The organism is Taibaiella lutea (assembly GCF_008629695.1).
Lineage (GTDB): Bacteria > Bacteroidota > Bacteroidia > Chitinophagales > Chitinophagaceae > Taibaiella > Taibaiella lutea.
The window spans coordinates 1,188,731-1,204,597 of record NZ_VWSH01000001.1 but is presented as its reverse complement, the minus strand read 5'-3'; the positions used below and the strand labels follow the sequence as shown (position 1 = coordinate 1,204,597).

General features: G+C 40.8%; 11 protein-coding genes. 7 read left to right on the top strand and 4 right to left on the bottom strand.

Annotated features, from left to right (window positions below; genetic code table 11):
• Positions 1-37: 37 nt before the first annotated feature.
• Both F0919_RS05205 and F0919_RS05200 read right to left on the bottom strand, forming a co-directional pair.
• The gene (locus tag F0919_RS05205) at positions 38-508 is read right to left on the bottom strand and encodes a nucleotidyltransferase (protein ID WP_150031650.1); all 471 of its coding nucleotides are present in this window, start codon (positions 506-508) and stop codon (positions 38-40) included.
• An 11-nt stretch (positions 509-519) separates the two neighbouring features.
• On the bottom strand, positions 520-723 hold the full coding sequence (locus F0919_RS05200; RefSeq protein ID WP_150031649.1) for a hypothetical protein: 204 nt from the start codon (positions 721-723) through the stop codon (positions 520-522).
• A gap of 48 nt (positions 724-771) precedes the next feature.
• On the opposite strand from F0919_RS05200, the gene F0919_RS18810 reads away from it, so the two are divergent.
• The 3 genes from F0919_RS18810 to F0919_RS05185 all read left to right on the top strand — a co-directional run bounded on the left by F0919_RS18810 (position 772) and on the right by F0919_RS05185 (position 5,788).
• Positions 772-1,029, top strand: coding sequence for a cysteine-rich CWC family protein (locus F0919_RS18810; RefSeq protein ID WP_150031648.1), 258 nt, complete (start codon positions 772-774; stop codon positions 1,027-1,029).
• Positions 1,030-1,086: 57 nt separating this feature from the next.
• Complete coding sequence (locus F0919_RS05190) at positions 1,087-2,544, top strand: aldehyde dehydrogenase (RefSeq protein ID WP_150031647.1); 1,458 nt, start codon at positions 1,087-1,089, stop codon at positions 2,542-2,544.
• 274 nt (positions 2,545-2,818) lie between these two features.
• Positions 2,819-5,788: a right-handed parallel beta-helix repeat-containing protein gene (locus F0919_RS05185; protein WP_150031646.1), complete on the top strand. Its 2,970-nt coding sequence runs from the start codon at positions 2,819-2,821 to the stop codon at positions 5,786-5,788.
• Positions 5,789-5,878: 90 nt separating this feature from the next.
• Here F0919_RS05185 and F0919_RS05180 read toward each other — a convergent pair whose 3' ends face one another.
• Both F0919_RS05180 and paaD read right to left on the bottom strand, forming a co-directional pair.
• Positions 5,879-6,772: a cyanophycinase gene (locus tag F0919_RS05180; protein WP_150031645.1), complete on the bottom strand. Its 894-nt coding sequence runs from the start codon at positions 6,770-6,772 to the stop codon at positions 5,879-5,881.
• Between the two features lie 138 nt (positions 6,773-6,910).
• On the bottom strand, positions 6,911-7,411 hold the full coding sequence (paaD, locus tag F0919_RS05175) for a 1,2-phenylacetyl-CoA epoxidase subunit PaaD (RefSeq protein WP_150031644.1): 501 nt from the start codon (positions 7,409-7,411) through the stop codon (positions 6,911-6,913).
• 112 nt (positions 7,412-7,523) lie between these two features.
• Between paaD and F0919_RS05170 the strand changes: the two genes are divergently transcribed.
• From F0919_RS05170 to F0919_RS05155, 4 genes are all read left to right on the top strand, one after another.
• On the top strand, positions 7,524-7,775 hold the full coding sequence (locus tag F0919_RS05170; RefSeq protein WP_150031643.1) for a GlsB/YeaQ/YmgE family stress response membrane protein: 252 nt from the start codon (positions 7,524-7,526) through the stop codon (positions 7,773-7,775).
• A gap of 81 nt (positions 7,776-7,856) precedes the next feature.
• Positions 7,857-8,432: a DUF6580 family putative transport protein gene (locus F0919_RS05165; RefSeq protein WP_150031642.1), complete on the top strand. Its 576-nt coding sequence runs from the start codon at positions 7,857-7,859 to the stop codon at positions 8,430-8,432.
• Positions 8,433-8,518: 86 nt separating this feature from the next.
• Positions 8,519-9,787: a tRNA (N(6)-L-threonylcarbamoyladenosine(37)-C(2))-methylthiotransferase MtaB gene (gene mtaB, locus F0919_RS05160; RefSeq protein WP_150031641.1), complete on the top strand. Its 1,269-nt coding sequence runs from the start codon at positions 8,519-8,521 to the stop codon at positions 9,785-9,787.
• Positions 9,788-10,177: 390 nt separating this feature from the next.
• Positions 10,178-15,760: an Ig-like domain-containing protein gene (locus F0919_RS05155; RefSeq protein WP_150031640.1), complete on the top strand. Its 5,583-nt coding sequence runs from the start codon at positions 10,178-10,180 to the stop codon at positions 15,758-15,760.
• Positions 15,761-15,867 lie beyond the last annotated feature (107 nt).

Genomic DNA, 15,867 nt, shown 5'->3' with positions numbered 1-15,867 from the left:
TAAATTGATAACGTCCTGATGTGAATCGGGACGTTTTTTATTTGTCTTTATTAATACGTTTTAGCTCTTCCAAATCCAATAAATCCTTTGTTCTTCCTGTTGCCTCTTTGTTTCGGATTAAATGATTGTAATGTAAATATCGCACAACATATCCGTCCATATTGTCAACAGTTGCCATATCGAAATACTTATCGAATTCCGGTTGCTCAAGTCCCGGAATGTCGGTCATTAAATCGGCATACATACCGTCATCCATCATTATTTCACAATAACCGGCAATTATGGGAACATCCATAAGCATTTCGAACTGGCCATAACCCATTGCATCAAGGGCTTTGATAAGTTGACGTCTGTTAATGTCAGAATCTTTTAAATAAATATCAAAATCACCGGTTGTGCGGTTAAACCCATATCTGTTTACAGCAAAGCCGCCGACAATGAGATATTTCACCTGGAATGCTTCAAAGGTCTTAATCAGCAAAAGCATTTCTTCGCTACCTGTATCCATACAAGATATGATTATTTATTTTTGCGGGAAATTACGAGGCCTTTGCCCTGAGGTTGTTTCAAAGGATTACCTCCGTTCATTTTTACTGACAAGCGGATGAGTGCAAACAAACGGCTCAGTTTTTCTTGGGGAGATTGGGATAAATATTCGGCTTCACGCTCGGCCACAATTTGAGAACGAGGTACAGAAGTGTCGTATATTTTTACTTTACCCATTGAGTTACAAAAATACAAAAGTTTTCCAAGACGAACTTCTTGCTGTTAATGTTGCCGGTAAATATCCTTCTTTTATATTTGCCATCAGAACAGACACCAATGCAATCTTCTTTCACTAAACAATGTCCCCGCTGCCACAAAGGTTTCATCTGTAATCCGTCAAACATTGCGGCTTGTCAATGTAGTGGCATTTCATTTACCGAAGCAGAAAAGAAGTTTATTGCAAAACAGAATTACCATGATTGCCTTTGTATTCATTGTTTGAAGGAACTGAAGCAAATTGCCGAAGAACAGAAAGGGGATTAAAATGGTTGCTGAATATTACTGTTTCAAATATTCCCAATTGGGTTTACCTTTGCCCTCATGAAATTAGAAGCTCCGAAACAAATTCTGAATTATATAAATGGTGAGTTTTCCGACCCTGAAAGCGGAAAGTTTATGGATAATGTAAACCCCGCCACAGGAGAGGTTTATAGCCAGACGCCAGATAGTGATGCCGATGACGTGCAATTGGCGGTAGATGCAGCGAAGCAGGCCTTCTCCGCATGGAGCACCAGCTCGCCTGAGTTCCGTTTTAAAATATTGAATAAAATAGCTGAATTAATAGATGAAAATCTGGAAGCTTTTGCATTAGCCGAATCCAACGATAATGGCAAGCCGCTCTGGCTCAGTAAGAAAGTAGATATTCCACGCGCATCTGATAATTTCAGGTTTTTTGCCACCGGCCTTATGCATTTCGCTTCTGAAAGTCATGGCATGCAGGGTAAGGCTATCAATTATACTTTGCGTAATCCGATTGGCGTAGTTGGTTGCATATCTCCCTGGAACCTTCCTTTGTATCTTTTTACCTGGAAAATAGCGCCCGCATTGGCTATGGGTAATTGTGTGATTGCAAAGCCATCGGAAGTAACGCCTATGACAGGTTATTTATTAAGCGAGATTTGCCAGCAGGCAGGCTTACCGGCTGGTGTATTAAATATTGTTCATGGCAATGGTCCCAATTGTGGTTCTGTTATTGTGAGCCATCCGGAAATAAAAGCCATTTCATTCACAGGCAGTACCCGTGCGGGTAAAGATATTGCAGCTACAGCGGCACCTATGTTCAAAAAACTTTCCCTGGAATTAGGAGGTAAGAACCCTAATATCATATTTGCCGATTGTGATTGGGATAAAATGATGCGCACTACAATACAATCTTCTTTCGCAAACCAAGGCCAGATTTGCCTTTGCGGCAGCCGTATATTAGTAGAAGAAAGTATTTATGAAAAATTCAAAACAGAATTTATAGAACGCGTAAAAGCGTTGCAACCTGGAGATCCGTTATTGGATACATCTAAACAGGGTGCTATTGTGAGCAAGTTGCATTATGAAAAAGTATTGAGCTGTATTGAACTCGCAAAAGAAGAAGGTGGCATAATTCTGTCAGGTGGCAAAGCTGTGAAACCGGAAGGCCGTTGTGCCAATGGTTATTTCATAGAGCCTACTATCATAGAAGGCCTCGGCCCTGATTGCCGTACCAATATGGAAGAGATCTTTGGACCGGTTGTGACTTTACAATCTTTTAAAACAGAAGAAGAAGCGTTGGTGTTGGCCAATACAAGTGATTATGGTTTAGCTGCAACTATCTGGACAGAGAATGTAACCCGCGCCAATCGCCTTGCCAATAAAGTTCATAGTGGCATCATTTGGGTGAACTGTTGGTTGCTGCGTGATTTACGTACTCCGTTTGGTGGCTTCAAAAACTCCGGAGTTGGCCGCGAAGGCGGCTGGGAGGCGATGCGCTTCTTTACCGAGCCAAAAAATGTTTGTATAGAATTATAAGGATCACTATAATCTGAATTGGCAATGAAATTCATTTCATTGCCAATTTTTTTAGATAAATCCGGTGTATGATTATTACTCGTCAAGATTACTGACAAATTACAATTCGTTATGTCGAAGTATCAATAAAGAGCAACGACAAAAAGGACATTAACAAAAAATACCTGATATTTCTGATAATTCGGGCATTTTTATTTTTGAGTATTAGTAAATTGCATTCTTTTTTAAGAACTACGACCACCTTTATAAACTAATTCTAAATACCACCAGATCCATGTCGCTCAGAAATCTTTTATTTGCATTGACTATAAGCCTGTTTTCGTTACCGGCATTTGCAACCGTTGTATTTGTAGATAGTTCCCAGGCAGGCGGTAATCAAAACGGTAATTCATGGGCTACTGCCTTTTCAAATTTTCAATCAGGCATTAATGCCGCCAATGCAGGAGATAGTGTTTGGGTAGCTAAAGGCACTTATTTGCCCGACAGCGCTTCTTATTTTGTCATGAAAGAAGGGGTGAAAATTTTTGGCGGATTTTTAAATACAAACACTGCTTTTACACAGCGTAATTTCCAAAGCAACATCACCAGGCTGAAAGCAAACTATGGCAGCATCATCCGCAACGACCAGAACGGATTAACCAACGCCGCCATGATAGACGGCTTTACCATTACAGGCGCCCACATAGTACGCAGCTATGCCTATAGCGGCGCTGCCATGTATAATGCCGGGGTATCACCTACCATAAGCAATTGTATATTTTCCGACAATTCATTAACACTCGCTCCTTTTGTGACTCAGGCCATTTTAAAAGGTGGTGGTATGTATAATTATCGTTCAAATCCTGTAATAAACCATTGCACATTCTCAAATAACAGTGTGGAAGGCTATCTGGGATATACAATTGATCAGGTAAGCGGCGGCGGGGGCATCTGCAATGATGAATCGTCACCCACTATAAGCAATTGTACTTTCAGTAATAACAATACTGTGGTAAGCGGCACCGGTACCAATAGTGGTAGCGGAGGCTCGGGTGGGGGCATCTGCAATATATCTTTTACTATCAGTCATCCATCAGCGCCGGTTATCACTGATTGCAGTTTTTCCAATAATAAAGCATATTTCGGAGGAGGCATATATACTTATTCCTATGGCACCCTTTCTATGGTAATGAGTAATTGTACGTTCACCAGCAATACTGGCTACGGCGGGGGTGGTGGTATGATGAACGAACAAGGCGAACCTGCTATAAGCGATTGTACCTTCACCAATAACCTGAGTAAAAATGCCGGTGGTGGTGGCATGTCCAACTGGGGTTCAGATGCTACTGTTACTAATTGTAGCTTTACAGGAAACAGCAGCACAACCAACTCTTTCGGAAATTCTGACCAGAAAATAGGCGGTGGCGGCATGATGAATTATGGCTGCACGCCCACCATCAGTAATTGCGTATTTACAGCAAATACATCTTTCAAAAGCAGCGCTGATTATGGCGGTGGTGGCGGTATGTATAACAGCCAGGCCAATGCTACGGTTACAGGTTGCACTTTTACAAATAATACCGGCAGCGGTAGTTATCTGTTCAATGGCGGTGCAGGCTTTGTGGGCGGCGGCGGTATGTATAATTACTCTTCTTCGCCCAATGTAAGCCAATGCATTTTTACAGGTAATAAAGGGAATGAGGTTACCGGCGGTAGCGACAGAGGAGGCGGTGGCGCGGTTTATAACGCTAATGGTTTCGCCCATTTTACACAATGCACTTTTTCAAACAATACAGGTTATGGTAACAATAAAAAAGGCGGCGGTGGAGCTATTTACAGTTATAACGGAGGTCTGATACTTTCTGAATGTGATTTCAATAATAACATTGCAGGCAATACCGGCAATGGCGGCGCTATCTATACCGACTTCCAGAATTACTTTGATTTTGATAGTTGTAGTTTTTCGGGTAATACTGCAGCCGGTGCTTCAGGTGGCGTAATGTATAATTTCAATCTGTATTCAACTTCACAAAATTCCTCTATAGAGAATTGTAATTTTAAAACAAATACAGCTAAAACCGGCGGCGTTATTTATAATTATTCTTCCTCTTACATCGATATCAGCAACTGTATTTTTGCACAAAACAAAGCAGACAGTGTAGGGGCGGCTATTTTCAACTGGAACTCCCGGCCGCGTATCGTTAATTGCAGCATGTTGCGTAACAAAGCTAACTTGAACGGTAGTGGCATGTATAATGCTTCCGGTTCAACTCCTCAAATAAGCAATACTATATTGTGGGGTAATTTTTCAGGAATTTATAATGATGGTACTTCATCTGCCAATGTAGCTTACAGTTTGGTTCAGGGGCTTCCGGCAGATGCTGTTGCTCATAACCTGGATGGCACGGCAAACCCTTTATTTGTTGATACATCCGGTGCAGGTAATTATCAGTTGCAAAGCGCCAGCCCTTGTATAAATACAGGGAATAATGATTCTATACCATCTTACATTACAACCGATCTTGCCGGCAATGGCCGCATATATGCCAATATTGTAGACATGGGTGCACTTGAATATACTATTCTTCAACCCGTTGTGAATTTAGGAAACGATACCTCTTTTTGTGTGGGTGGCAGCATCACACTTCAGGCAGATTACTATTCCGGTACAACCTATACATGGAGCACCGGTGCAAGTTCGCAATCTATCACAGTCAATGCAAGTGGTATTTATTTTGTGACATTGACCAATACGGCAGGTACAGCAACAGATACTATTGAGGTGACGGTAAATCCATTGCCAATCGTCAATCTTGGAAACGATGCTGTTATTGCGGCGGGTGCATCCATAACTCTTGACGCAGGAAATTCAGGGTCTGCTTATCTTTGGAGTACAGGTGCCACAACGCAGACAATAACCGTAAATACGCCAGGTGCCTATTCTGTAGCTGTTACCAATAGCAATGGATGTAGTGCGACAGATGCCATTACTCTGACTCCTGGCCCGGATGGTATAAATGACGTAAATAAAATAGCTAACACATTTACAATTGCGCCGAATCCTGCAAAAGAAATGGTTCATATCAATATCAGTGACATGAAACTACTGCGTACCAAAGCTATTCTTACAGATGCTTATGGAAGAATGGTCAAAGAAATTATGATGGACCGTAAGTCTCAGGAACTTCCATTAACAGGACTTGTAAATGGTATTTACATCCTGAAAATGCAAAACGGCCAGGCTGCGAAAATAGTTAAGGAATAAGATATTATATTCAGTTAAAAAGAGGGTCCCGCATTTTCAAAATGTGGGACCTTCTTTTTAACTGAATACGCCATTTGCTTTTCGTTAACCCTACTCATCCTCTGCTTCATTAAAAGCTATAATATCGTCCATAATCGTTAATTCTCTTTGTGCCAAATCATAAACATCATTATGACTCATTACATGCGCAATAAGGTTCTTAATAGAAATGGGGGCGCCCATCGGAACCTGCGTGATATTGGTATCTTTTATCTGGCGGCCATCTACCAATATTACCAATCCGGAGCCAATAGCTTCCATCATATTTCCATTGGTAATAAGGAGGCCTGTATCTTCTCCCAAACCAATTCCTAATGTGCGGGGATTGCTTACTACAGCCTGAAACAAGCGGCCAATACGGCCTCTGTGTACAAAGTGGGTATCAATAACTACATCATCAATAAACCCTAAGCCACTGGTGATTTTTATTTCACCTTTCAGCAGCGCTTCGGAGCTGGAGCCCTGATAAATCATGCTACTGGAAGCAGCAGCAGCGCCCGCAGACGTTCCTGCATAAATAAAATCTTCGTTCTGATATTTGGCAAGCATCATGTCATGCATTTCCGTGCCACCTAAAATAGAAGTGAGCCTTAGCTGGTCTCCGCCGGTAAATAGTACAACATCTGCCTTTTTGATGCGCTCTGTAACGCTTACATGCATAGCTTGCTCACGGGTCTCGATGTGAAGTACATCTACATTGGTTGCGCCTAAATACTCAAATGCTTTTAAATATTCAGGTCCCACTATCCTCGGAATTTTTGAAGCTGTAGTTATAACCTCAATTCTGGAATCTTCTTTGAGCCTTGATTCCTTTATTAATTTTTTCAATATTCCCGTTTCAAAAAAGTTCAGATTTTTTTCCACTTCTTTTTCAAAATTGGATTCACTGAAACTGCCTTTGTCAACTGCCCCCCCGATTATGATTAATTTGCCTGCAGGAACCATGTATGCTAACGTTTTACTTAAAAATTATTGTGTAATCTTTATGGCAATGTTATTGTTTTATTACCATTATAATCAAACATAGTAAAAATATGATTGAATCAATTGAGTATGCTGAAATTTATTTTAATACCGGTAAGATTAATGACATTTAAAATGCTCAAAAGGCTCTTTACAGTCAAGACATCGATACATAGACTTGCAGCTTGTGGCACCAAATTGGCTTACCATTTCTGTATGGAAACTATGACAATGCGGACATTCCACTTCATCTTCCTCAAAAAGACCTAAAGCATCTTTTGCCTTACGGATGGGCGGTGCAATACCATACGCTTTCATTTTAGCTTTACCTTTTTCGGTAATCCAATCGGTTGTCCACGCAGGGGCCAGTTGCATTTCAATATGAACTTTCTTAAAACCACGGCTCATCAATGCCATCCTGATTTGCATACTAATCAAATCCATGGCAGGGCAACCGCTATATGTTGGTGTAATAGTTACAGAAATTTCGGCTCCGTCATCAATCAATATAACATCGCGTACAATTCCCAAATCCAGAATGGAAACAGCAGGGATCTCCGGGTCCGAAATTTCGGAAAGCCATTGATATACTTGCGACATAGCAATATTCTCTTCACTCATCTCTGCAAAATTAAGTTTTTTTCGTAGCGCAAAACGATGTAATTTTCATTTTAAATCTATTCCGGTATGATTTTGAATTATTAAGGCTCATAAATAAAAAAATTAAGTGTATATGGGAATATTATCCTGGCTAATATTTGGGTTAATTGCAGGTTTACTCGCTAAGGCTATCATGCCCGGCAAAAATCCTCAAGGTTGTCTGATAACCATTGCATTGGGTATTGTAGGCGCAATGGTAGGCGGTTTTATTGGTGTGAAAATCGGCTGGGGAACGGTTAACGGGTTTGATTTACGCAGTTTTGGCCTTGCCATTGGCGGCGCGCTGATTTTATTATTTATTTATCAGGGCTTCAGGAGCAAATAGCTTTATTCTATTAATCTCAGGATGGCTTTTAATTGCCCGAAAAATGTCCTAATTTTGCCACACAAATTCAAATGAATGAATATGAAAGAAAATAATAGCCGTAGCCTTCTATTGTGTATCGCGTTGATACTTGTTGCCGTAGCATCCAGAATTCTGAACGCAGAAATGCATTGGTATCATTTCGGGCCAATGGTAGCCATGAGCTTATTTAGCGGCGCAGTATTGAAACGTAAGTCTTACGCCTTCATTTTGCCTTTGACTGCTTATTTAATTTCAGATATATACCTGCAGTTAGTGCATCAAAACGGCTTCTATGGTATTAGTCAATTCTTTGTTTACGGAGGAATGGCATTGGTTGTATTATTGGGTATTTTTATGAAGAAAGTAAATGCCGCAAATGTTTTAGGATTTACAATCGGCGGTTCCTTATTATTCTGGTTAGTTTCCAATTTTGGTGTTTTTCTTAGCGGATATTATGGTGGCGGATTACAAGGTCTGACAGCTACATATATTGCTGCTATACCATTTTACAGGAACGAGTTTGCAACAGAATTGTTTTTAAACGGAATTATTGGCGATGTGCTTTTTAGCGGTATCCTTTTTGGTGCTTATGCGTTAATTAAAAACAAAGTAATGGCAACTAAAGCAGTTGCTTAATCAATATAGTTTCAAGAGTCAAAATTAAAAATCAGGCTTGCCTTGTTTTTAATTTTGACTTTTTCCTTTTTAATTATTTATAGAAATTGAAATCAGTAGCATTCCATACCTTAGGCTGTAAGCTTAACTTCTCCGAGACATCTACACTTAGCAGAACTCTGGAGGCTGAAGGTTTTTTGAAGAAAGATTTTGAGGAAGAGGCCGATGTGTATGTCATCAATACTTGCTCTGTAACTGAAAACGCAGACAAAGAATGCCGGCAGCTGGTGCGCCGCATTCAGCGCCGCTCACCGGAATCTCTGGTGGTGATTACCGGGTGCTATGCTCAGTTGAAGCCAAAGGAAATTGCGGAAATTGAAGGTGTTGACTTGGTTTTAGGTGCTGCAGAAAAATTTAACATTGCCGAACATCTTCGTGAATTATCAAAAGGAGACAGTGCTAAAATCTGCAGTTGCGAAATTGAAGATGTAGAAGGATTTCATGCTTCTTATTCTCTTAACGACCGTACACGTACTTTTTTGAAAGTGCAGGATGGTTGCGATTATAATTGCAGTTTCTGTACCATTCCGTTGGCTCGTGGACATAGCCGTAGCGACAGTATTGAAGGTGTTATCGCAAATGTAAAAGAGCTTGCGCAAACCGGCACAAAAGAAATTGTACTTACGGGGATCAATCTGGGGGATTTTGGAAAAGGTACGAATGGCGGAAAGAAAAGAGAAGAATCTTTCTTTGAGTTGGTGCAGGTATTGGATGAGACCGAAGGCGTAGACCGTTATAGGATTTCATCTATCGAACCGAATTTATTGAGTAATGAAATCATCGATTTTGTCGCAGCAAGCAAACGTTTTATGCCTCATTTCCATATTCCGTTGCAAAGTGGCAGCAACGAGATTTTGGGAGAAATGCGCCGCCGTTACCGCAGGGAATTATATGCCGACAGGATTACGCGCATCAAAGAATTAATGCCGCATTGTTGCATTGGTGTGGATGTAATAGTTGGTTTTCCGGGCGAAACAGAGGTGTTGTTTCAGGAAACTTTTGAATTTCTGCATGCGCTGGATGTGAGTTACTTCCATGTATTTACCTATTCCGAGAGAGCAAACACTCTGGCCATGGAAATGGAAAATGCCGTACCAATGCATATTCGTCATGAACGTAATAAAATTCTGAGAAATTTATCTTATCAGAAAATGCAATATTTTACGCAGCAACAAATGGGTGCAAACCGTAAAGTTTTGTTTGAAAGCGCTGATAAGAACGGCATGATGGAAGGATTTACAGACAATTATATCAAGATAAAAACGCCTTACCGTAAAGAATGGGTGAATGCAATCGTTGACTGGCAAATGCAATGATAAAAATATATAGTACACTTGTCTTTAAAAAATAATAAGTGTTTTGTGGCATAACTGTTGTAATGACCGATTCGTACAGGATCGGTCATTTTTTTGTTATATTTGCTCGTCCTACATCTAAATGTTGTTTTTGCGATTGCAGGTTCCCTGAATGACTTAATTTTATTATTTTGGCTTTTTTTTAAGAAATAAATTAATATTCAATAGATCAGAATGATTTTGTTCGGCAATCCTTTAAGGGTTATGTTTTAAGAAAAGATTTCGGCAACAAACCTATTTACTAAGAATTATCGGGCACGGAGGAATAAACAATCACTCATAATTGTGCATCCACATCATCAATCACTCAATTTTTTTTAAGTTTCATTTTAATAATTATTTTAAGCTTGTATGAAAGTTTTGTATTCAACTATTAGTGTGCTATTTCATCATTTAAAGAAGTCCGGATCTGTCAGGAAGTCAATAGTGTCGGGATTAGCTTTGTGTGTCGGATTGTTAATTACTACAACCGATAAAGCTTTGGCTCAAGTATCTTTAACAGCAAGCGGCGGTACTGTTTCCGGTACTTACACAACCCTTAACGGTGCCTTCGCAGCTATCAATGCAGGAACACATACGGGCGTTATTGCAATAACTGTTACGGCAAATACCACAGAGCCGGCTACACCTGTACCGTTGTTGGCATCAGGAACTGCTGGTTCAAGTTTTTCTGCTGTAACTATTAAGCCTTCAGGCAATGTGACTATAAATTCCGATGCTGCTCCGGCAGCAAGCAGAGGTATTATAGAATTAGCCGGTGCAGATAACGTTACCATTGACGGGGATGACCCTTTGACGGCAGGTACTCAAAACCTTAGTATCGTAGCTGCTTCTGTTACTACATCCGGCGTTGCTTGTATCCGTCTTTCCTCAAATTCCTCATCAGGAACGGATGGAGCAGATAATAATACCATAAAGAATTGTATTATCACAGGTTCCAGAAGTTCAGCTACAAGTACTACCACAAATTATGGCATTCAATTTTCGAATGGTGTGAGTACCTCCAGCTCTTCTACCGGAGCGTATTCGAGCATTAACACGATAATTCAGAATAACCTTATTACAAGATGTTATTATGGAATTCATGCTATCGGTAATTCGACTTCTTATTATAATACCGGTATACAGATATTGAATAACATTATCGGTAGCAGTACTGCCGCCAATAACGTAGGACTATACGGTATTAACCTTTCCTATACATCTGCAGCCAGTACGGGGGCAGCTGTAGTAGATGGCAACGATATACAGGGTGGAGATTATGGTACAGGATTTAGCGCTAATCCTTCGGGAATATATTTAAACACTTCTGCAAATGCAGTAATTATCCGCAATAACAATATTCATGATATTGCCAACTCTTCTACCAGTGGTTACGGAGCATATGGCATAGGAATTGTCGCAAGCGTTACCGGCGTATTTATCTACAATAATTTCATCAGAGACATTACGGCTCAGAATTATTCAACTTCATTAACTACATCGTATCAGAACTACGGGATTTACATCTCCACAGGTTCGACAGGAACAAAAATTGTAAACAATACGATTGTTTTAAACAAAGCAAACAAAACTACCTACGGTACCAGTAATCCGGTTTCAGCATGTATTAATTTAACTTCTTCCTCTGCTGTACTGAGTCAGTTATTGAACAATGTTTTAATAAACAATCAGGGCGCTGCAAGTACTGCAGCGTATGGCGTTATTACAAGTGCAAGCGGCAATATTTCTGCTGCTGCTGTTAACAATAATAATTACCCGAATGCTTCGCTTTCAAAAGTAGGATACTATGGTGCTGCAAGAGCTACTGTTTCAGACTGGCAGCAGGCTACAGGTAAAGACGGTTTGGCACAAAGTGAAAATCCGCTTTTTACTTCTGCTACTGATCTCCACATACCCAATGGTACGGTATCTTTCCTTGAATCAGGAGGCGCGCCTGTTGCTGTCACAGGAGTATCGGTTGACTACGACAACCAGACAAGGCCCGGGCCATCAACATTTGGTTTTGGTACTGCACCAGATATAGGCGCAGATGAATTTGACGGAAATGTTGCTTATACTTGTACTACTCCAAATCCCGGAGCTACTTTGGCTTCCAATATTCCGTTATGTTCGGGTTACAATACAACGCTTTCTCTTTCCAATGCAACCGCAGGTACTGGCGTAACTTATCAATGGCAAGCTTCCTCCACATTGGGCGGAACTTATGTAGACAGCGTAGGTGCAACTGGCGCTACCTATACCATTACACCCGGTCAGTCTGCGTACTACAGATGTAAAGTTACTTGTGCAAACGGGCCTGCTTCGGCGATATCAACACCCGTTCAGGTAACTTTTACCAATAACGTTTTATCTGTTACACCTGCAACCAGATGTGGTGCGGGAACCTTAAGTCTCTCAGCTACAGGTAATGCGGGGACTACTTTAAAATGGTACGCTTCAGCAAATAATACTACACCATTAGGTACTGGAACCAACTTTACAACTCCGGTAATAAGTAATAGCACCAATTTTTATGTGGCGGCAGAATCTCCTAACAGCGGTATTCTGGGCGCTGGAGCAACGGTCGGTTCAAATTATGATGCGATTTTTTATCATCTGTACGGAGGCTGTCAGAGCCAATTCTTAATTAAGGCATCAGAGTTGCAAGCTATGGGTATTGCCGCCGGCAACATTAATAGTCTTGGAATTAATATCAATGCTGCAACAGGTAGCTATGCCGGTTTTCAGGTCAGCATCGGTACTACTACCAATACAGATATGAGTGCAGGTTTATTTACAGGAACTTTAAATCCTGTTTATAGTGCTGCAAACTATATTCCTTCCACAGGTATTAATACATTCCCGTTCTCATCAGCATTTGTTTGGGACGGCACTTCAAATCTTATTGTTAAGTTCTGCTGGAGTAATAACAACGGTGGAGGTAACAGCAGTTATGCCAGATTGGATAACGTAGGTTTTGTGGCTTGCGCTTATTTCAGACAAGACAGCCAGACACCGGCCACTATTTGCGGCGCAGCTACCGGAACCGGTACGACCTCTAACAGACCTCAATTCTATATAAATGTTTGTAACAGTGCAAGAGTTGCAGTAGCAGCTACCGTAACGCCTGCACCGGCTTTTGTTATATCGCCAAGCACTACAGTTTGTAATAATGGTGTTACTGCCCTTACAGTAACATCCAATACAGCTGATTTTAATAATGTAACATGGACGCCTTCAACGAATTTATATGCAAATGCGGCAGGTACGGTGCCTTATACAGGAGCGAATGCCAATACGGTTTATTTTAAATCGGGTACAAGCGGTACTGCTGTTTATTTTGCAAATGCATTAAACACAACCTCGCTTTGCGGAAATATTGATACAGTAACGGTACAAACACTTCCTGCTACTGCATCGGTATTGGCAGCAACAGGAACATCGTGCCAAACCGGTTCCTCGGTTTTAAATATTACTCCGTCGATAACTCAGACCGGTGTGAAATATCAATGGCAAAGTTCATCAGATAATGTAAGCAATAACTTTAATGATATTATTGGTGCTGCTGGCGCTACTTATACAACACCTGCAATTACTAACACAACTTATTACCGAGTTGCGGTAAAAGACAGTAATAATGTAACATGTTTCAATTCAATTTCCGATACTGTTAAAATAAATAACCCATTAATTACAGGCCCTGTATCCGGTGAACGTTGCGGTCCGGGAACTGTAAATTTAGTCGCAGCAAATAATGGAGACGGAAGCATCACTACATGGTATGATGCAGCAACAGGAGGAAACGTAGTAAGCACAGGTACTAACTTCACTACGCCAAGTCTGAGTGCAACTACTTCTTACTGGGCTGAAGCCAGTATCGGAGGCACTGCAGTAGTTGGTCCGGTATCTCCTGCAGCTCAGGGAGGTACCATTGGAACTCAAACTGTTGCCTGGGATGTTAATTTTACAGTATTGCAAAGTACTACGCTTACAAGTGTAGATATCTACCCTGTTACATCTGGTGAAACGGGTGTTATCAAAGTTGTGAACGGAACCGGTACGGGCGGTACAGTCATAAATACCATAAATTACACTACCAATGTGGGTGGCGGAACAACACCACAGACTATTCAGATAAATACGGCACTTGCTCCGGGAACCTATTCATTATATACATCAACATTACCCTCATCCGGTCTTAAAAGAAATACATCCGGTGCTGTTTACCCGTACACTTCTCCGGTAGCAAATATTACCGGTAACGGATATGATCAGACCTATTTCATGGGAATGTATAACTGGACTTTTGGAAGTAAGTGTACTTCTCCGAGAGTGCAGATTACTGCTACAGTCAATGCTGCTCCTACGGCAGGCATATCTCCCACGGGTACGGTTCAGCTTTGTGCCGGAAATACAACCACCTTAACCGGTACCGGCGGTGGAACTTATCAATGGCGTAATGCTGCCGGTAACTTATCCGGTGCAAATACAAACACTTATACAACCGGTGTCAGTGGTAACTACAGAGTATATGTTACTACCCCCGCTGGTTGTACAGATACATCCGCAACTGTCAGTGTAGTGGTAAATCCTCTACCTGTTGTTAACCTTGGAAACGATACCACTTTCTGCTCAGGCAATTCTTTAATACTGAATGCAGGCACATCAGGCAACGCGTATTTGTGGGATAATGCCACTACAACCCAAACCAGAGTTGTAAATACATCAGGCAATTATTATGTAAGAGTTACCAATAGCTTCAATTGCATCAAACGTGATACTATTGCGGTAACAGTCAATCCTACGCCTGTTGTAAATATTGGTAACGATGCTTTTGTTTGTACAGGAGTAAGTTATACTATGAATGCAGGGAATGCCGGTGCAACTTATCATTGGGATGATAACAGCATTGCACAGACAAGAACTGTAAATACAAGTGGTACTTATTTTGTAAAAGTTACCAACTCCTTTAATTGCTCTAAAAGTGATACGGCCGTTATTACCTATCTGGCTTCTCCGGTTGTGAACCTCGGACCTGATAAAGAAGGATGTGCGGGCGATGCCGTAACATTGAATGCAGGCAATCCGGGTAATACCTTCCTGTGGGACAATGGTTCAACACAACAGACAAGAAACGTACTTGTTTCAGGAACCTATAATGTACAGGTTACCAACGCAGCCAACTGTCATGGTTATGACACTATCTCTGTAATAGTACATGCGCTTCCTTTTGTTAATCTCGGAAACGATACGGTAATATGTCATGGTAAGGAACTGGTTTTGAATGCGGGTAATCCGGGAAGCAGTTATTTATGGAACGATAACTCCACATTACAGACACTTGTTGTGAATACAAGCGGCGATTATAATGTGCATGTTACTGATAATAATAATTGCGTAGGTACAGATGCTATTAACGTTTTTGTGAGGCCTTTGCCAAGCGGTCTTATCAATGCAGTTCACGGTGATACGGCTACCTATACTTTCAATGTATTGAATCCGCAGTATATTATCAGCTATATATGGAATTTCGGAGATGGTTCTGCTTTAGTTTCCGGAAACATGGTACAACACAGATATGCACAGAATGGCCAATATGTCGTTTCAGTAAAGCTCATGGGTGAATGTGAAGACAGTACGCTATCTTCCAGAACTGTGGAAGTATATGATGCGCCGGGTGGTTCAACAGGCATACAACAGATAGGAAAAACCAAAGACCTTACATTGTATCCTAATCCGGCAAAAGATTTGGTAATAATAGAAAATCTTGGAAATCTGAATCTGGAGCATATAACCGTTTACAATATAGTTGGCCAGACAGTGTATAATGCAAATGCAGAGAATAAAATGAAACATAAAATTGATGTTTCAGGATTTGTTCCCGGTATGTACACCGTAAGAATAGAAACTTCGGCTGGAATAGTAGTCCGCAAATTTGAGATTCTGAAATAAAATATAGTAATGAATGCAAACGCGCCCGTATAATAACGGGCGCGTTTTTTTATGATTTTGCATTTTTTTAGTTATCGGACACCTTTGAGATGTCCGATAACTTTCTG